The sequence below is a fragment of the Amycolatopsis sp. NPDC098790 genome, assembly GCF_044759945.1.
In the GTDB taxonomy this organism is placed as follows: Bacteria; Actinomycetota; Actinomycetes; order Mycobacteriales; family Pseudonocardiaceae; genus Amycolatopsis.
The window spans coordinates 2,220,441-2,238,355 of record NZ_JBIWAI010000002.1 but is presented as its reverse complement, the minus strand read 5'-3'; the positions used below and the strand labels follow the sequence as shown (position 1 = coordinate 2,238,355).

17 protein-coding genes are annotated in these 17,915 nt (G+C 70.7%); 8 read left to right on the top strand and 9 right to left on the bottom strand.

Going from position 1 to position 17,915, the window contains the following annotated elements; all coding sequences use genetic code 11:
* The first annotated feature begins 22 nt into the window (after window positions 1–22).
* Genes ACIQWX_RS23995 through groL form a run of 4 tightly spaced genes read left to right on the top strand, consistent with a single transcriptional unit; the run spans window position 23 to window position 4,480 of the window.
* Complete coding sequence (locus ACIQWX_RS23995; protein ID WP_400874951.1) at window positions 23–1,060, top strand: amidohydrolase family protein; 1,038 nt, start codon at window positions 23–25, stop codon at window positions 1,058–1,060.
* Window positions 1,057–1,755, top strand: a complete 699-nt coding sequence (locus ACIQWX_RS23990; RefSeq protein WP_400874948.1) for an iron-sulfur cluster assembly protein — start codon at window positions 1,057–1,059, stop codon at window positions 1,753–1,755. The genes ACIQWX_RS23995 and ACIQWX_RS23990 overlap by 4 nt, the downstream gene beginning before the upstream one ends.
* Complete coding sequence (locus tag ACIQWX_RS23985) at window positions 1,752–2,777, top strand: NAD(P)-dependent alcohol dehydrogenase (protein WP_400874945.1); 1,026 nt, start codon at window positions 1,752–1,754, stop codon at window positions 2,775–2,777. The genes ACIQWX_RS23990 and ACIQWX_RS23985 overlap by 4 nt, the downstream gene beginning before the upstream one ends.
* Window positions 2,778–2,788: 11 nt before the next feature.
* Window positions 2,789–4,480 (top strand): chaperonin GroEL, encoded by a 1,692-nt coding sequence (groL, locus tag ACIQWX_RS23980; protein ID WP_400874942.1) that lies wholly within the window; start codon window positions 2,789–2,791, stop codon window positions 4,478–4,480.
* Between the two features lie 146 nt (window positions 4,481–4,626).
* Here the strand turns inward: groL and ACIQWX_RS23975 are convergent, their stop codons facing one another.
* From ACIQWX_RS23975 to rox, 3 genes are all read right to left on the bottom strand, one after another.
* Complete coding sequence (locus tag ACIQWX_RS23975; protein ID WP_400874939.1) at window positions 4,627–5,226, bottom strand: hypothetical protein; 600 nt, start codon at window positions 5,224–5,226, stop codon at window positions 4,627–4,629.
* Window positions 5,227–5,297: 71 nt separating this feature from the next.
* Complete coding sequence (gene helR / locus ACIQWX_RS23970) at window positions 5,298–7,454, bottom strand: RNA polymerase recycling motor ATPase HelR (RefSeq protein WP_400874936.1); 2,157 nt, start codon at window positions 7,452–7,454, stop codon at window positions 5,298–5,300.
* 29 nt (window positions 7,455–7,483) lie between these two features.
* Complete coding sequence (rox, locus tag ACIQWX_RS23965; RefSeq protein ID WP_400874933.1) at window positions 7,484–8,911, bottom strand: rifampin monooxygenase; 1,428 nt, start codon at window positions 8,909–8,911, stop codon at window positions 7,484–7,486.
* Between the two features lie 255 nt (window positions 8,912–9,166).
* On the opposite strand from rox, the gene ACIQWX_RS23960 reads away from it, so the two are divergent.
* Both ACIQWX_RS23960 and ACIQWX_RS23955 read left to right on the top strand, forming a co-directional pair.
* Window positions 9,167–9,820, top strand: coding sequence for a GNAT family N-acetyltransferase (locus tag ACIQWX_RS23960; RefSeq protein ID WP_400874931.1), 654 nt, complete (start codon window positions 9,167–9,169; stop codon window positions 9,818–9,820).
* Window positions 9,762–10,253: a TetR family transcriptional regulator C-terminal domain-containing protein gene (locus tag ACIQWX_RS23955; protein WP_400875886.1), complete on the top strand. Its 492-nt coding sequence runs from the start codon at window positions 9,762–9,764 to the stop codon at window positions 10,251–10,253. Before ACIQWX_RS23960 ends, ACIQWX_RS23955 begins: the two co-directional genes overlap by 59 nt.
* Here the strand turns inward: ACIQWX_RS23955 and ACIQWX_RS23950 are convergent.
* Entirely contained in the window at window positions 10,250–11,380 is a 1,131-nt protein-coding gene (locus ACIQWX_RS23950; RefSeq protein ID WP_400874927.1) for an epoxide hydrolase family protein, read from the bottom strand. The genes ACIQWX_RS23955 and ACIQWX_RS23950 overlap by 4 nt on opposite strands.
* Window positions 11,381–11,443: 63 nt before the next feature.
* Here ACIQWX_RS23950 and ACIQWX_RS23945 point away from each other — a divergent pair, with 63 nt between their 5' ends.
* Window positions 11,444–12,376 carry a helix-turn-helix transcriptional regulator gene (locus ACIQWX_RS23945; RefSeq protein ID WP_400874924.1) on the top strand — a complete coding sequence of 311 codons (933 nt, stop codon included), beginning with the start codon at window positions 11,444–11,446 and terminating at the stop codon, window positions 12,374–12,376.
* On the opposite strand, the gene ACIQWX_RS23940 is transcribed toward ACIQWX_RS23945, so the two are convergent.
* The 4 genes from ACIQWX_RS23940 to ACIQWX_RS23925 form a co-directional block, all read right to left on the bottom strand.
* Window positions 12,360–14,183, bottom strand: a complete 1,824-nt coding sequence (locus ACIQWX_RS23940) for a DUF262 domain-containing protein (protein WP_400874921.1) — start codon at window positions 14,181–14,183, stop codon at window positions 12,360–12,362. The genes ACIQWX_RS23945 and ACIQWX_RS23940 overlap by 17 nt on opposite strands.
* Window positions 14,184–14,279: 96 nt before the next feature.
* Window positions 14,280–15,062, bottom strand: a complete 783-nt coding sequence (locus tag ACIQWX_RS23935; protein ID WP_400874919.1) for an SDR family NAD(P)-dependent oxidoreductase — start codon at window positions 15,060–15,062, stop codon at window positions 14,280–14,282.
* 36 nt (window positions 15,063–15,098) lie between these two features.
* Window positions 15,099–16,082: a glutathione S-transferase family protein gene (locus ACIQWX_RS23930; protein ID WP_400874916.1), complete on the bottom strand. Its 984-nt coding sequence runs from the start codon at window positions 16,080–16,082 to the stop codon at window positions 15,099–15,101.
* An 8-nt stretch (window positions 16,083–16,090) separates the two neighbouring features.
* Window positions 16,091–16,567: a MarR family winged helix-turn-helix transcriptional regulator gene (locus ACIQWX_RS23925; protein WP_400874913.1), complete on the bottom strand. Its 477-nt coding sequence runs from the start codon at window positions 16,565–16,567 to the stop codon at window positions 16,091–16,093.
* A gap of 108 nt (window positions 16,568–16,675) precedes the next feature.
* On the opposite strand from ACIQWX_RS23925, the gene ACIQWX_RS23920 reads away from it, so the two are divergent.
* Window positions 16,676–17,233: a YceI family protein gene (locus ACIQWX_RS23920; RefSeq protein WP_400874910.1), complete on the top strand. Its 558-nt coding sequence runs from the start codon at window positions 16,676–16,678 to the stop codon at window positions 17,231–17,233.
* Here ACIQWX_RS23920 and ACIQWX_RS23915 read toward each other — a convergent pair.
* The gene (locus ACIQWX_RS23915; RefSeq protein ID WP_400874908.1) at window positions 17,220–17,861 is read right to left on the bottom strand and encodes a TetR/AcrR family transcriptional regulator; all 642 of its coding nucleotides are present in this window, start codon (window positions 17,859–17,861) and stop codon (window positions 17,220–17,222) included. The genes ACIQWX_RS23920 and ACIQWX_RS23915 overlap by 14 nt on opposite strands.
* Between the last annotated feature and the right edge of the window lie 54 nt (window positions 17,862–17,915).

Below are 17,915 nucleotides of genomic sequence, written 5' to 3'. Positions count from 1 at the left end.
ATCCCGCTCAGGAGGATCAACCATGTACGAAAAAGACGGCGAAAAGTATTTCGTGGTGGACGCCCACACCCACTTCTGGGACGCCAGCCCGGACAACTGGGTCAAGGGCCAGGAGGAATACGCCAAGGGCTGGATCGAGTGCTTCCACGCCTACCAGGGGCTCGGCCCGCAGGAGACCCACTGGCCGATCGACCGGTTCCAGAAGTACTCCGAGGAACTGATGATGCACGACCTGTTCGAGGTCGGGCACGTCGACACGGCCATCTTCCAGCCGACCAACCTGCGGCAGTGGTACAAGAACGGGTTCAACACGACCGAGGCCGACGCGGCGCTCGCCGAGAAGCACCCCGGCAAGTTCCTCGTCAACACGACCTTCGATCCGCGTGAAGGCGACGAAGGCCTGAAGGCACTGGAAGAACGCGTCAAGCGGTACGGCTGCAAGGGCGTCAAGCTCTACACGGCCGAGTGGCGCGGGGACTCCCGCGGCTGGAGCCTCAAGGACGCGGAAGCGGCGCGCTTCTTCGAGAAGTGCGAGGAGCTCGGCGTCAAGAACATCCACGTCCACAAGGGACCGACGATCTGGCCGCTCGACAAGGACGCCTTCGACGTGTCCGATGTGGACCACGTGGCGACGAACTTCCAGGGTCTCAACTTCATCGTCGAGCACGTCGGCCTGCCGCGCATCGAGGACTTCTGCTTCATGGCCACCCAGGAGCGCAACGTCTACGCGGGATTGGCCGTCGTCGTCGGCGGCCTGATGCACGCCCGGCCGAAGTTCTTCGCGAAGGTGATGGGCGAGCTGATGTTCTGGCTCGGCGAAGACAAGCTGATCTTCGGTGCGGACTACGCCATCTGGGAACCCAAGTGGCAGGTCGAGGGCTTCGTCGACTGGAACATGCCGGGTGACGAGGAGCTGTCGGACTTCGCGCCGCTGACGGTCGACCAGAAGAAGAAGATCCTCGGGCTGAACGCCGCGCGCCTGTACGACATCGACGTCCCCGAGGAGCTGAAGCTCGCGAACCCGGAGAACGTCGAGCCCGTCGGCGTGCCGAACTCATGACGACCCTGGTGCTCGGGGCCCGCGCCGCCGTGTGGGCGGCGCTGGGCACCGTCCGCGACCCCGAGCTGGACGAGCCCCTCACCGACCTCGGGTTCGTCGCCCGCTGCGAGGTGAGCGACGCGGGCGACGCCGTCGTCCGGCTGCGGCTGCCGACGTACTTCTGCGCGCCCAACTTCGCGTTCCTGATGGTGGCGGACGCCTACGACGCCGTGGCCGGCGTGCCGGGCCTGACCTCGCTCGACATCCGGCTCGACGACCACTTCGCCTCCGACGTCATCAACCGCGGCGTGGCGGCGCGGCAGGGGTTCGTCGCGTCGTTCGAGGGCGAGGCCGCCGACGAGCTGGACACGCTGCGGTACGACTTCGTCCGCAAAGCCGTGCTCGCCGGCACCGACCGCGTCTGCCGGTCCCTGGCCGGGCGTGATCCGACGTCGTTGACCCTCGGCGAAGTCCCGCCGAGCCCGGACCTCGACCGGCTGCGCGCCCGGCGCCGTGAGCTGGGCCTGCCCGCCGAAGACGGCGACCCGCTGCTGCTCGACCCGGCCACCGGGGCGGCGGTGGCTCCCGCCGACGCGAAGCGGCACCTGGCCTTCGCGCGGCTGACCCGCACGAGCATGGAGGCCAACTCCGGTGTGTGCCGCGGCATGCTGCGCGCGCGGTACTCGCTGACCGAAGACGAGGAGGGCACGGGATGAAGGCCGTGCGGCTGCAGAAGTACCACCAACACCCGGTGATCGAAGACGTCCCGGAGCCGCGCGCGACCGGACCCTTCGACGTCGTGGTCAAGATCGGCGGCGCCGGCGTGTGCCGCACCGACCTGCACATCATCGAAGAGCAGTGGGCCGAGAAGTCCGGCGTCGCGCTGCCGTACACGATCGGCCACGAGAACGCGGGCTGGGTGCACGAGGTCGGCCCGGCGGTGTCCAATGTGGAGGTCGGCGACACGGTCATCCTGCACCCGACGCCGACGTGCGGGCTGTGCCACGCCTGCCGCGCGGGCGACGACATGCACTGCCCGAACGGGAGCTTCCCGGGCATCGACAGCGACGGCGGCATGGCGGAGTACCTGCTGACGTCGGCGCGGGCGTGCATCAAGCTCGACCCGTCGACCCAGCCGGAAGACGTCGCCGCGCTGGCGGACGCGGGCATCACCGCCTACCACGCGGTGCGCAAGGCGGTCCCGCTGCTGTACCCGGGCACCACCTGCGTCGTCAACGGCGCCGGCGGTCTCGGGCACATCGGCATCCAGTCGCTTCGCGCGTTGACGGCCGCCCGCGTGATCGTGGTGGACCGCAACGCCGACGCGCTGAAGCTGGCGGCCGAGCTGGGCGCGGACGAAACCGTGCTGGGCGACGGCAAGCAGGTCGACGCGGTGCTCGACCTGACCGGCGGCAACGGCGCCGAAGTCGTCCTCGACTTCGTCGCCGAGCAGGGCGCCCAGCAGGACGCGTTCGCGATGACCCGGCGCGCCGGCTCGCACTTCGTGATCGGCTACGGCAGCAACATCGACATCCCGACCATCGACATCATCTCCACCGAGCGCAACGTCATCGGCAACCTGGTCGGCACGTACAACGACCTGGTGGAGCTGATGGTGCTCGCCCAGGCCGGGAAGGTCACGCTCCACACGAAGAAGTACCCGCTGGACGCGGCTCTCGACGCACTGGCCGACCTCGACGCCGGTCGCGTGCGCGGTCGGGCCATCCTCACCCCCTAGGAGCAGGAAACATGGCGAAGGAACTGCGGTTCGGCTCGGACGCCCGCGACCTGCTGCTGGCGGGCGTGGACAAGCTGGCCGAAGCGGTCAAGTCCACGTTGGGGCCCAAGGGCCGCAACGTGATCATCGAGAAGATCACCGGCTCGCCGGTGGTCACCAACGACGGCGTCACCATCGCGCGCGAGATCCACCTGAAGAACCAGTTCGAGAACATGGGCGCGCAGCTGGTCAAGGAAGCGGCGATCAAGACCAACGACGTCGTCGGCGACGGCACCACCACGGCCACGGTGCTCGCCCAGGCGATCGTCCACGAAGGGATGCGGGCGATCGCGGGCGGCGGCAACCCGGTGCTCGTCAAGCGCGGGATCGACCACGCCGTCGGGCTGCTGGTGGCACACCTGGAAAAGCAGGCGCACCCGGTGGTGTCCGAACAGGACTACGCGCGGGTCGCGGCGATCTCGGCCAACGACGACGACACGGTCGGCGCCGTCATCGCCAAGGCCCTGCACACCGTCGGCGACGGCGGCGTCGTGACGGTCGAGGAGTCGCCGTCGATCGGGATGAGCGTCGACTTCGTGGAGGGCTTCGAGTTCGACAACGGCTACCTCTCGCCGTACCTGGTCACCGACCCGGGGCGGCTGGAGGCGGTGCTCGACGACCCGTACATCCTGATGTGCGCGGAGAAGATCACCAAGGTGCAGCAGCTGATGCCGTTGCTGGACAAGGTGATGCGGGCACCGCGGCCGCTGGTGGTGATCGGCGAGACGGTCGAGGGCACGGCGCTGTCCATGCTGGTGCACAACCACATGAACGGCACGTTCCAGTCGGTCGCGATCCGCGCGCCCGGCTTCGGCGACCGGCGGCTGCACAAGCTGGAGGACCTCGCCGCGATCGTCGGCGGCGCGGTGCTGTCGCGGCAGTCCGGGTTCACGATGGAGACGATGACGCTGGAGCACCTCGGCCGGGCCAAGCAGGTCCGGGTGACCGAGAACCGCACGACGATCGTCGGCGGCGCCGGGTCGTCCGACGCGGTCGAGTTCCGGGTCGGGCAGCTGCGCGCGGAGCTGGAGCGCGCGCAGTTCGGCGTCGACGAGGACGTCCTGACCGAGCGGATCGGCGCGCTGACCGGCAAGGTCGCGGTGGTGCGCGTCGGCGCGGCGACGCCGGCCGAGCTGAAGGAACTGCAGCACCGGGTCGAAGACGCGTTGTCGGCGACCCGGGCGGCGATGGCCGAGGGGATCGTGGCCGGCGGGGGAGCGGCGCTCCTGCACGCGGAGAAGGCCCTGGAAGGCCTGGGGCTGGAAGGCGACCAGGCGATCGGCGTCGAGATCGTCCGGCGCGCGCTGGCCGAACCGGCGTTCCTGATCGCGCACAACGCGGGCCACCCGGCGCACGAGATCGTCGCGCGCACCCGGGAGCTGGGCGACGACGAGGGCTTCGACGCCCTGCACGACCGCTACGGCGACATGATCGCGCTCGGCGTGGTCGACCCGCTGCGGGTGTGCCGGTCGGCGGTGCAGAACGGGGCATCGGTGGCGGGCCTGCTGCTGACGACGAACTCGCTGATCGCCGAGGAGCAGACCCCGTGGGGCGGCAGCGCGGCGCTGATGACGGAGTTCGGGCCGCTGGACGAAGGGCTGCACCAGCCTTCGCCCGACGCGAGCACGCCGCAGTCCCTCGGGATGGGCCCCTCCGTGGGCTGAGCCTTCGTCCGTGGCTCACGGGGATCGGAGGTCCCCTCACCGGTGTCCTGAGCTCCGGTGGGGGGACCTTCGCCGTGGCCCATGACGTGAATGACTCATTCCTGTCGCCAGGCGACGTGAATGAGTCATTCACGTCGTTTCGGCGGTCAGGGCACCAGGCCGTGGCGGGCCAGCTCCCGCCCCGCCAGCTCCTCGATGACGTCCCGGTCCCGCTCCCGCCACCCGGTCGCGACCTCGCCGGCCGACGTCAGTCGCCGCAAGGGCTGGGTCGTCAACGCCCGCAGTGCCAGCACGTCCATGCCCTCGTCGCCGAGCGCGCGCAACCCCGCGGCCGCCGACGCGCGGCGCGTGAACCGCCAGCGCAGCGGCAGCCACGTCGCCACCAGCGTCACCACCGGCAGCGCGATGATGATCGCCGCCATCCACCAAGCGAGGCTCTGCACCGCCTCGATCTGCCAGTGGCCCGCGTCGGCCAGCTTGGTGCCGGCGTCCGAACCGCCGTGCAGGGCCTTCGCCAGCGCGTCGCCGACGAGCGGGATCCCGTCCGCCGAGTTCGCCGCCGAGTCGAACGTCCCCCGCAGCCCCGTGCCCGCGTCGACGAGCCCGTCGCCCGGCGCGCGCAGCTTCATCACCTCGTCGTACACCGAGGTCCCCAGCCAGACCGCGAAGATCACGAGCAGCAGGGCGAGCAGATCGCTGACGAGCTGGGCGGTGCGGCGGATCGGCCGTTCGGCGTAGAACTGCATCGGAACGCCTTTCGCGGTGGGGGAGCGCGGGCGCCGGCAACGTACCCGCGCTCCCCGCCGGCGAACCGCGGTCAGGTCCGGACGACCTCCGCGAGCCCGCCCAACGCGGCGGGCAGCGGACCTTCGTGCAGCACCCCCAGCCGCTGCGTCGCGCGAGTGAGCGCGACGTAGAGGTCCGCCGCGCTGTCGGCGAGGATCGCCGCCGGGTCCACCACCAGCACCGCGTCGAACTCCAGCCCCTTCGTCTCCGACGCGAGCACCGCGCCCGGCACCCCCGGCGGCCCGATCACCACGCTCGTCCCGGGCCGCCCGGCCTCCTCGCGGACGAACTCCTCGATCGCCGACGCCAGTTCGTCCCCGGTCACCTGCCGGGACCACGGCGGGACCCCGCACGCCCGCACGGACTCCGGCGGCACGACGTCCGGCGCGAAGTCCGCCAGCACCGCCGCCGCGACCGCCATGATCTCCGCCGGCGTGCGGTAGTTGACCGTCAGCGACCGGTAGACCCAGCGCTCGGCCACGTACGGCGCCAGCATCGCACCCCACGACCGCGCGCCGGCCGCCGAGCGGCGCTGGGCCAGGTCGCCCACCACCGTGAACGACCGGCCCGGGCAGCGCCGCATCAGCACCCGCCAGTCCATTTCGGACAGTTCCTGCGCTTCGTCGACGACGACGTGCCGGTAGGTCCAGTCGCGGTCCGCCGACGCCCGCTCGACCAGCGTGCGCGTGTCGGCCTCGACGAACCGGTCGGCCAGGTCCTCGGCGTAGAGCAGGTTCTCCGCCGAGAGCATGACGTCCTCGTCCATCTCCTCCCGGTCCAGCTTCATCGTCTGGAAGACGCCCTCGGCGTACTCGGCCTCGGCCTTGCGCGCCCGCTCGGCCGCCGCGTCGGCCGCCTTCTCCGCGGTCTTGTCGTGACCCAGCAGGTCGACCAGCTCGTCGAGCAGCGGCACGTCCGGCACCGTCCACGAGGAACCCTCGGCCCGGAACAGCGGTGAGTCCGCGGGAACCGAGGTGTACAACGAGGACAGCAGCTCCTCCGGCGTCAGGATCGGCCACAGCGCGTCGATCGCCGCGACGAACTTCGCGTCGCCGGCGAGGTCGGCCAGCAGCCCCTTCCGCATGCTCTCCCACTCGTCCTTGTCGTCGCGGCTGAGCCAGCCGCGGCCGATCCGGCCGATCGCGCGTTCGGTGAGCACGTACGTGACGATGTCGGTGAACACCGCCCGGGCCTCGTTGTGCGGCAGGCCGCTGTCGCGCGCCTCCTGCCGCGCCCACTCCGCGGTCTCGGCGTCGATCCGCACGGTGACGTCCTTGAGCACGATCGGCACCGGTTCCGCGGGCAGCCGCTGCCGGTCGGCGACCGCCGCCTGCAGCACGTCGAGGATCTTCAGCGACCCCTTGAGCCGAGCGGCTTCCGGGGTGTCCTCGGCCGTGACGTGCAGGCCGGGGACGAGGTCGCCGGTGGTCGTGAACACGACGTCGGTCTCGCCCAGCGACGGCAGGACGCGGCCGATGTGGTTCAGGAACGCCGGGTTCGGCCCGACGACCAGCGCGCCGTGGCGTTCCATCCGCTCCCGCTGCGTGTACAGCAGGTAGGCGACGCGGTGCAGCGCCACGACCGTCTTGCCGGTGCCCGGCCCGCCCTCGATCACCAGCACGCCCGGGTGGTCGAGCCGGATGATCTCGTCCTGCTCGGCCTGGATCGTCGCGACGATGTCGCGCATGCCCTCGCCGCGCGGCGCGTTGACCGCCGCGAGCAAGGCCGCGTCGCCCTGCGCGTCCCCGCCGGGCCGCCCGAGGTCCTCGTCGGTGAACCCGAGGACGCGCCGCCCACGCGTGTGGAACTGGCGGCGCCGGCGCATGTCCTCCGGGCTCGCGCCGGTGGCCGTGTAGAACGGCCGCGCCGCGGGTGCCCGCCAGTCGAGCAGCACCGGCCGGTACTCGTCGTCCTCGTCGAACAGGCCGACGCGCCCGATGTAGGTCCGCTCGCCCGAGACGGCGTCCAGCCGCCCGAAGCACAGCCCGTTGTCGACGACGTCCAGCCGCTTCACCTGCCGGCCGAGCGCGCGCACGCTGACGTCGCGTTCCATGGCGCCGACGCCGGTGCCGCCCAGCGCGGCCTCGTACTCGGCCTTGACCCGCGCGCGCTCGGCGTCGAGCCGCGCGTACAGCCCGGCGACGTGGTCGCGTTCGGACCGCAGTTCTTCTTCGTACCCCTGTGTCACATTCCCTCTTCGTTGTCCCGCAACAGCTTTCAGGCGGTGGGCGTGCCGAACCACTTCCGCAGTGCGGCGGGCAGCCCGTCCTCGTCCTCGCCGGCCCACACGACGTGGCCGTCGGGCCGCAGCAGCACCGCCGGCACGTCCAGTTCTTCGCTGACGTCGACGACGTGGTCGACCCGGTCTTCCCAGCCAGCCGCCGAAAGCCGGCCGGTCTGGTCGAGCAGCAGTCCGCGGCCCGCGTGCAGCAGCCCGTAGAGCCGGCCCTGCTTCAGCTCGACGTCCCGCAGCCGCCGGCCCAGCAGCGCCGGTCCTTCGCCGAAGTCGTAGCGGATGCCGATCGCGATGATCTTCTCGGTGAGGTACCGGTTGACCTCGTCGAAGTCCATCAGCTCGGCCAGCAGCCGCCGCGCGGCCTGCGGGCCGGGCTCGAGCAGCATCAGCTCCATCTGCGCCCGGGTGTTGTTCAGCACCTCCTCGGCCACCGGGTGCCGCTCGGCTTCGTAGCTGTCCAGCAGGCCCTCCGGCGCCCAGCCGTCGACCTCGGCGGCCAGCTTCCAGCCCAGGTTGAACGCGTCCTGGACGCCGAGGTTGAGCCCCTGCCCGCCGACCGGCGGGTGGACGTGCGCCGCGTCGCCCGCCAGCAGCACCCGGCCGACGCGGTAGCGCTCGGCCTGGCGGGTCGCGTCGCCGAAGCGCGAGAGCCAGCGCGGCGAGTGGACCCCGAAGTCGGTTCCGGCCGTCTTGACCAGCTGCTCCTTCAGCTCGTCCAGCGTCGGCGGGGTCCGGCGGTCCTCGGCGACGCCCTCGGCGGGGACGCCGACCCGGTACGTGCCGCCTTCCACCGGCATGAACCCGAACCGCTTCTGGGTCTTGCGGACCTCGACGTTCGCGGTGTCGATCTTCTCCCGTGAGACGCCCACCTCCACCTCGCCCAGCAGCGTCTCGACCCGGCTGGGCTCGCCGGGGAAGCCGACGCCGAGCAGCTTGCGCACGGTGCTGCGCCCGCCGTCGCAGCCGACCAGGAACCGCGCGCGTTCCCGGGTGCCGCCGGCCAGCTCGACCGTCACGCCGTCGTCGTCCTGGCTCAGCCCGGTCACCTCGTGGCCGCGCCGGATCTCGGCGCCGAGCTCGAGCGCGTGCTCGGTCAGCAGGCGGTCGATGACCGGCTGGTGGATGCCGAGCGTGTACCCGTGCGCGGTGTCCAGCTTCTCCGGCGACGGCTTCGGGATGCCGGCGAAGAAACCCCCGACCGGGTACTTCGTGCCCAGCTCCAGGAACCGCTCCAGCAGCCCCCGCTGGTCCATCACCTCGATGCTGCGCGCGTGCAGGCCGAGCGAGCGGACGACCTTCGTCGGCTCGGCGTCCCGCTCGAGCACCAGCACGCCGACGCCGTGCAGCCGCAGCTCCGCCGCCAGCATGACGCCGGTCGGACCGCCGCCGGCGATGATCACGTCGAACAAGAAAACCCCCTTGGATCACCCGCGTTTCCGCAGGTTGTGGCTACGGCCGAGAATTGTGCGGCACAACGGGGGTCTTGCCGCAAGCCCGGGGGTGCGCTATACGTTAGACATGGAGGGGAGTGGTTTTCCTCCCTCCGGTCTCCGGGACGTCGTCCCAGCTCCCGCTCTTCGTACCACTTTCCGGCTGCTGCCGCGCCGGTGATCTATGACGGCGGTCATAGTGTGCTTCCGGTCGCATCGTGGTGTCATGGAGTCATGACGGCTGTCATAGAAGTCCGGGAGCTGGGTGACTGCCCGGCGGACCGGGACCGCGTCGCCGCGCTCGTGGCGGCCTGCTCGCCGGAGAGCCTCCGGCGGCGGTTCCTGATGGGCGGCCCGGCGGTGCCGGCCGAGGTCTTCCGGCGCTACCGGCGCTTCCTCTTCGCCGGGACGCCCGCACTGCTGGCCCTGCGCGACGGCGTGCCCGTGGGGCTGCTCAACTTCGTCGCGGAGACCCCGGGCGAGGCCGAAATCGGGATCCTCGTCGCCGACGCGTGGCAGCGGCGGGGGATCGGCAGCGCACTCGCCCGGTGGCTGTGGACGTCCGGGAGGTGGCCGGGCTGGACCGTGCGGGCGACCGCGCGCGCCGGCAACACCGGCGCCGAGGCTTTGCTGCTGCGGCAAGGGTTCCGCCCGGTGCCGTCCTACGAACGCGGCGAACGGGACTTCGCGCTCGTCGTCCCGGACTGGGCTACCATGACGGACGTCATGAAGGAGGCGGCGGATGACGCGGACACCCCGCGAACGGATGGTGCTGAGCGCCGCTCAGCTGGTGCGGATCCACGGGGTCGGGGCGACCGGCATGCGGGACGTGGTCGCGCACGCCGAGGCGCCGCGGGGGTCCCTGCAGCACTACTTCCCGGGCGGTAAGGACCAGCTGATCGCCGAAGCGGTCGCGTGGGCGGGGGACTACGCGGCCCGGCGCGTCGCGCGCGTCGCGTCGAAGATCGCGGACCCGACGCCGGGCAAGCTCTTCGAGGCGATGGCCGCGCAGTGGCGCGACGAGTTCACGGCGCAGGGGTTCGACGCGGGCTGCCCGCTGGTCGCGACGGTCGCCGACACGGTGGCCACCAGCGACAACCTGCGCGAAGCGGTCGGCAAGGCGTTCGAGGGCTGGCAGCGCCCCGTGGCGGCGACGCTTTCGGAGCTGGGCGTGCCCGCGGCGCGCAGTGCGTCGCTGGCGGTGCTGATGCTTTCGGCTTTGGAGGGCGCGATCGTCCTGGCCCGGGCACACCAGGACGTCGCGCCGCTCGACACGGTGGTCGCCGAGCTGCGGCCGCTGCTCGACGGCGCTGTCGCCTAAAGGCTGCGGAAGAACTCCCGGATGTCCTCGACCAGGACTTCGGGTGCCTGCAGGGACGCGAAGTGGCCGCCGGTGTCGTACTCGGTCCAGCGCGTGATCGTGTTCGACAGCGCGGCGAGCCCGCGGATCGCGTGGTCACCGCGGAAGTTCGCCACCGCCGTCGGCACGCCGGACGGGGCCGGCCGCTCCCCCCAGCCGTCCTGGCCGGCCTCCAAGTAGAGGCGCGCGGCCGAGCCCGCGGTGCCGGTCAGCCAGAAGATCGTGACGTTCGTGAGGAGGGCGTCGCGGTCCACCGGCGTCTGGGTGGTCGTCGTGGGGTCCCAGTCGACGAACCACTCGAGGTTCCAGGCGAGCTGGCCGGCGGGGGAGTCGTTGAGGGCGTAGGCGAGCGTCTGCGGCCGGGTGGCCATCTGGGTGGCGTAGCCGGAATGGCCGTACCACCAGACCTGGTTCTCCCCGGCTCGCTTCCGGTCCTCTTCGGACAGTTGCTCGAGGTCATCGGGCGCGGTCGGCACGCCGGCGTTGGCGACGGCGTTGACGTGCACGCCGAGCACCGCCTCCGGCGCGGTCCGGCCCAGCTCGGGCGAGACGATGCTGCCGAAGTCGCCGCCTTGGGCGCCGTAGCGCTCGTAGCCGAGCCGCCGCATCAGCTCGGCCCACGCCCGGGCCGTCCGGCGGGTGTTCCAGCCGCGGTCGTTCGTCGGGCCGGAGAAGGCGAAACCGGGCACGGACGGCGCGACGACGTGGAAGGCGTCGGCGGGGTCGCCGCCGTGGGCGCGCGGGTCGGTGAGCGGGCCGAGGACGTCGAGGAAGTCGGCGACGGTGCTCGGCCAGCCGTGGGTGAGGATCAGCGGCGTGGCGTCCGGTTCGGGGGAGCGGACGTGCAGGAAGTGCACGCGCTGGCCGTCGATGGTGGTGGTGGACTGCGGGAAGGCGTTGAGCCGGGCTTCGTGGGCGCGCCAGTCGTAGCCGGTCTGCCAGTACTCGACGAGTTCGGCGAGGTAGGGCTCGCTGACGCCGTAGTCCCAGCCGGCGCCGGGGAGTTCGCCCGGCCAGCGGGTGCGGGCGAGCCGGTGGTGCAGTTCGTCGAGGTCGGCTTGGGGGATGTCGATGCGGAAGGGATCCATGGGGTTCACCGTTCCGCCCGTGTAGGACAGGTTCGGTCCTAGACGTCTGGCAAGCTTTGGTTCATGCGCGAAACCTCCGGCCGGCTGCTGCGGCTGCTGGCGCTTCTGCAGTTGCCGCGCGAGTGGTCCGGGACGGAGCTGGCCTCGCGGCTGGACGTGACGACGCGGACCGTCCGCCGCGACGTCGATCGCCTGCGAGAGCTGGGCTACCCGGTGGAGGCGGCGATGGGCCCGGTCGGCGGCTACCGCCTCGGCGCGGGCGCGGAGCTGCCGCCGCTGCTGCTGGACGACGAGGAAGCGGTCGCGGTCACGCTCAGCTTGCGCACGGCGGGCTCGGAGGCGGCGCAACGGGCGTTGAGCAAGCTTTCGCGAGTGCTGCCGTCGCGGCTGCGCCACCGGGTGGCGGCGTTGGAGGCGAGCACCCTGGCGCTCCCGGTGCGGGGGTCCTCGGCGGACCCGTCGGTGCTGACGGCGGTGTCGGCGGCGATCCGGGACGCTTCGACGGTGCGTTTCGACTACGTGGACCACTTCGGCGGTTCGTCCCGCCGCTCGGTGGAGCCCCACCGGCTGGTTTCGTGGGGGCGCCGCTGGTACGTGGTCGGCTGGGACGTGTCGCGCGAGGACTGGCGGACGTTCCGCGCGGACCGGGTGTCGTTGCGGACCCCGAACGGACCGCGGTTCACGCACCGCCCGCCTCCGGACGGCGACTTGACCGCGTACCTGACCCGCACGATGGGCCGGGAGATGTGGCCGTTGCGGGCGGTGCTGAGGGTTTCCGCGCCGGCGTCGTCTGTCGAAGGACGGGTGGAGGGGGAGGTGACGCCGATCGACTCCGCTACCTGCCGGCTGGAGCTGGCGTCGGATTCGTGGGACGTCGTGGCGTTCGTGGTGGGGATGTTGGATGTGGGGTTCGAGGTGGAGTCTCCGCCGGAACTGGCCGAGCGGCTGCGGATCCTCTCCGCCCGGTACGCCGCCGCTGTCACAGACCGCCGCTGAACACCCCTCGCAGATCGTTGTCCACCGGCGCGTCGGTCTGCACCGCCTTGCCCATGACCCGGCTGATCAGCGACACCAGCGCACGCTCCCGCCCGCTCATGAAGGCTTCGAAGTCGTCGTTCCGCAGATCGGCCGCGGAGACCTGGTGGGAATGCACGTTCTGGTCGATGGTTTCCGGCGTCGTTTCGGCGCTCTTCGCGAGCCCGCGCAGGTAGACGGACGGCGGCCGGCCACCGATGATCCGGTTGGTGCGCGCGGTCAGCGGGGTCTTGTTGATGATGGAGTTGTAGCGGTTGGCGTCGATGCCGGCTTTCTCGCACCACACCTTCGGGAAGATGTGGTGGATGTCCACGGCGTTGTCGAAGTAGTTCTCGTCGGACATGTCCGAGCCGGTGCACCAGTCACGCGGGCCTTCGCGCAGGAGCAGGGCGTAGAGCCCCTTGTAGGCGGCGGATCCGCGAGTCCGGAGGGACCACAGCCGGCTGGAGACGAACTGGGCTTCCTGCACGGTCCGCGGTTCGGTGTCCGCCCCGCGGACCCAGTCGACGAGATCCGGGACGTCGCGGGCGAACCGCGTTTCCGTCGTGCCGCCGTAGAGCTCGCCGAAGACCCCGCACCAGTACCAGCGGGAGATCTTCTGCCGCGCACCGACGGTCTCGGCCTGCTGCTGCAGCAGCGCGAACACGGCGGCCATCGGGATCAGCTGGCTGCCGTAGGGGAGGAACCGGGTGTCGAAGATGCGCTGCGCGTGGAGGAACTGCGCCGTGGCCTTGAGACCCTCGGTCACGTCCGGAGCCCACTTGAGGTACTCGGGCAGGGTCAGGTTGAGCATGTCCGCCCGGCGGCAGCCGATCCGGGGAGCACTGGCTTCGTCACGCCCGGCTTCGATGGCGGCCTGCCGCCGCTCGATGGTGGCCAGCAGCGCCACAGCCTGGAGGAAGTCGGTGTTGGCGACGTTGGCCAGGATGTCGTACTTCCCGGTGTTCCACGCCGCCCTGCGGTCGTCCCAATCCTGGCGCAGATCGAAGTCGTCGGCCGCGAACGTGGCGGTGAGCAGCTCGAAGACCGTGAGCGTGACGCCGCCGGTGTTGACCTTCTCGAAGACCTGGCAGACGGCTTGGCGCGGCGTGCTGCGGCCCAGCTCGATGACGGGCAGCTGGTACTGGAGGAAACGCTGGACGACCGCTTCCTGGAACTTGCCCCACAGCTTGAAGTTTTCGCTCTGCAGCTCGGGGGAGTACTGGCAGAAGCCCATCATCCACGGCATGGAATCGAACAACGCGGTGCAGGGGAACATCCTCGCCGCGTATTCCTTCTCCGGCGTGGAGAGGTCGAGGACCGTGCGGCCGCGGAAGTCGAGGCGGGTCTTGGTTTCCGGCACGAACACGATGGCTTCCTCGCGGTCACCGTCGTCGAGGACAGCCCGTTCCATGTCGAGGTAGAACCAGCCCTTGACGTCCTTGCCCCGGACGTCCTGGGTCTCGACGGGGGCGTTGCGGAAGATCGACTGGTAGAGGGAGGTCAGCCGTTGCTGACCGTCGAGGATCAGCCGGTCGGGCGTGGTTCTCGGCGACGGCCGGGCGCCTTCGACGGCGCGGGTCTTGAAGCGGGTTTCCCCACCCTGCCTCAGCATCATGACCGTGCCCGCCGGGTAGCCGAGCGAGATGGAGGCGATCAGGCTCGCGATGTTCCGGTCGGGCCAGACCCACCCGCGCTGGAACTCGGGCAACTGCGTCTCGCCCTGATCGACCTGCGAAAGCAGGTCCTTGAGGAACTCCTTCTCGATACCGAAGGCCTCAACACCCACATCTGCTCCTGTCCTCTGCGCCGTCCGCCCTATGTCGCTGCGGGACGGCGAAAGGTTTCAGCGTGAAGGTCAAGGTGCGATATCGATCGGGCTGTCTCAGGTGTGCGTGCCGCCGTCGATGCGGATTTCCGTTCCCGTGATGAACTTTCCGTCCTCCGACACCAGCATCGCCACCACCCCCGCCACCGTCTCCGGGCCCGCCACCGCGTTGCCCACCTCCGTCGTGTGGTCCGTGGGCAAGATCGGCAACAACCGCCCGAACAGCGAGAAATCGACGTCCGACGGCAGCCAGGATGCCGCCGAGTCCGTGATGCCGCTCTTCACGCTCCCCGGCGCGATGCTGACCGCCCGCAGCCCCTGCTTCCCGTACTCCAGCGCCAGCGAGTGCGTGAATGCCTGGATCCCGCCCTTGCTCGCGCAGTACGCCGCCATGTACGGGTGTGCGAACGTCGCCGATGTCGAGCTGAAGTTCACCACCACGCCCGCGTTCGACGAAAGCAGCGCCGGCAGTGCCGCGCGCGTCACCAGGAACGTGCCCGTCAGGTTCACCGCCAGCACTCGGTTCCACAGGTCGAGGGACGTCTCGTGCGTGTGGGACGCGAGCAGGATTCCCGCCGCGTTGACCACCACGTCGAGCCCGCCGAGCGCGTTCACGGCTGACGTCACGCCGAACTCCACCGATGCCTCGTCGGCCACGTCCATGACGTACGTCGTCAGGCCGCCGAGGGGCGCGGCCTCCTGCGTCCCGATGAGGCCCTCTTCGGAGACGTCGGTGCCGATGACCCGGGCGCCCTCCTCCATCAGGCGGAACGTGGTGGCCCGGCCGATGCCGGAGCCGGCACCGGTGACGAGGATTCGGCGATCGCGCAGGCGTTCCATGGCGATCACCGTAGCCAAGGAACCGCAGCCGAGGAACTACAGCGCGGGCACCCTTTCGGACGCGGGAGGCGGCCCCGGCGGGGTCCCGTCGCCGAACGGGCGGCCGCCCAGCTCCTCGCGGCCGTGCGGGGTCAGCCAGCCCGACACGTCCGGTCCGAGCGGCACGATCCCCGTCGGGTTCACGTTCTTGTGCACCACGTAGTAGTGCTCCTTGATCTGGGGGAAGTCGATCGTGTCGCCGAAGCCGGGCGTCTGGAACAGGTCGCGCGTGTACGCCCACAGCACCGGCAGCTCGGTCAGCTTCTGGCGGTTGCACTTGAAGTGGCCGTGGTAGACCGCGTCGAACCGGACGAGCGTCGTGAACAGCCGGACGTCGGCCTCGGTGATCGTGTCGCCGACCAGGTACCGCTGGTCCGCGAGCCGCTCGGACAGCCAGTCCAGCCGGGCGAACAGCTTGCGGTAGGAGTGCTCGTACGCCTCCTGGGACCGCGCGAAGCCGCACTGGTAGACCGCGTTGTTGACGTCGGTGAACACCTTCTGGGCGACGTCGTCGATCTCGTCGCGCAGCTTTTCCGGGTACAGCTCGGGTGCGCCGGGCCGGTGGTGCGCGGTCCACTCGGTGGACATGTCCAAGGTCATCTGCGCGAAGTCGTTGGTGACGACCTTCCCGCTGGGGACGTCGACGAACGCGGGCACCGTGATGCCGCGCGGGTAGTCCGGGTCGCGCTTGAAGAACGCCTCCTGCAGGCGCTCGATGCCGAGGACCGGGTCGCGGCCGTCCGGGTCCAGGTCGAAGCTCCAGCTCCGCTCGTCGTGGACCGGCCCGGCGATGCCCATCGACAGCACCGGCTCCAGGCCGAGCAGCCGCCGCACGATCACCGCGCGGTTGGCCCACGGGCAGGCGCGGGCGACGACCAGCCGGTAGCGGCCGGGTTCGACCGGCCAGCCGTCGCGGCCGTCTGCGGTGATGCGGTCCGGGAGGTAGTTCAGGTCCCGCTTGTACTCGCCCTGGTCGGTCATCGGCGTCCTCAGCAGTCGTCGGTCGGGGGAGCGGTGTCCAGTGCCGCGGCCAGCCGGGCCAGCACCGGCCCGGCGGTACGGATGTCCTCGGCGCTCAGGTGGTCGAACACCGACGTCCGCACGCGGGCGAGGTGGCTCGGGTAGGCCGCCTCCAGTTTGGCCAATCCCGCGCCGGTCAGCACGGCGTTGGACGCGCGGCCGTCCTCGGCGCACTTGCGCTTCTCGACCAGGCCGCGGCGGGTGAGGTCGTCGACGACCCGGCTGATCCGGCTCAGCGACAGCCCGGTGGTCGTCGCCAGCGCCGAGATGCGAAGCAGGTGGTCCGGCGCCTCCGAGAGCGCGACGAGCACCCCGTAGTCGGTGATCGCGAGGCCGGTCTCGGGCAGGAACTGGTCTTCGAGCGCTCGCGGCAGCGCGGTCGTGATGCGCATCAAGGCTCGCCAGAACGGGGCTTCGTCGAGGTCGAGCGCGGACTGTTCACCCATACCGGCGAGTCTAGCCAATGCTTGCTTGCGCAACCAGTAAAAGTGAGTACAGTGTCGTTGAACCCTCAATCACCTGGGGGCGCCACCACGAGGAGATGACGTAGAGCCATGACCAGCGCGACCACCTACCCCCAGCTGACCGGCGAGTACACCCTGGACGCCGCCCACTCGCGGATCGGGTTCGTCGCCCGGCACGCCATGGTGACCAAGGTCCGCGGCAGCTTCAACGAGTTCACCGGCGCGGCCACGGTCGACGGGGACGCCCCGGAGAAGTCGTCGGTCCAGGTGACGATCCAGGCCCACAGCATCGACACGCGCAACGCCGACCGCGACGGTCACCTGAAGAGCAACGACTTCCTGTCGATGGACGAGTACCCGCAGATCACCTTCACCTCGACCGAGGTCAAGCAGACCGGCGAGACCAGCTTCGACGTGACCGGCGACCTGACCATCAAGGACGTCACCCGTTCGGTCACCGTCCCCTTCGAGTTCGAGGGCTCGGCCAAGGACCCGTTCGGCAACGACCGGATCGGCTTCGAGGGCTCGACCACGATCAGCCGCAAGGACTACGGCATCACCTGGAACGCCGCCCTCGAGACCGGCGGTGTCCTGGTGAGCGACAAGGTCACCCTCGAGTTCGAGATCTCCGCGATCAAGAACGCCTGACTTCTGGAGCGGGAACCGGTGTCGGGGGCCGGTTCCCGCTCGCCCGCAGGTTTTCGATCCCGACGTCGAGCGCCGCTTCCAGGTGGTCGATGCGGCCGGTCGACAGCATCACCACCACGCCGCCCTGCAGGCCCGCCAGCAGGGCGGCCGCGGTGCGTTCGGCGTCCAGGTCCGGGCTGACCTCGCCGGCGTCCCGCAGCCTGCGGATGCCCGCTTCGAGCTCGTTCTGCCAGCTGCGCAGCAGCTCGGTCACCACGGCCTGCGCGCCCGGCGTCGCGCGGCCCAGCTGGGAGATCAGCACGTTGAGCGGGCAGTACTGCCCGCGTTCCCGGTAGTGCGAGACGACCGTGTCCCGCCAGCGCCGCCAGGCCGCCCACGAGTCCAGCTCGCCCAGCTGCGGCTGCTGGGCCGCCATCACCTGGGTCGCCTCGAACCGCGCGACCGCCAGCAGCAGCTCTTCCTTGCCCTCGGGGAAGTAGTGGAAGAGCTGGCTCTTGCTGGTGGCCGTCCGCGCGCGGATGTCGTCGAGCGTCGTGACGGCGACCCCGCGTTCGCGGATCTCCGCCGCGGCGCCCTCGACGATCCGCTGCCGCGTCGCGGCGCCCTTCCGGGTCAGCGTTGGACTCACGGGTCCACTTTAAACCGGTGTCGCCGGGGCCTGCCACCACGCGACAATCCGGGC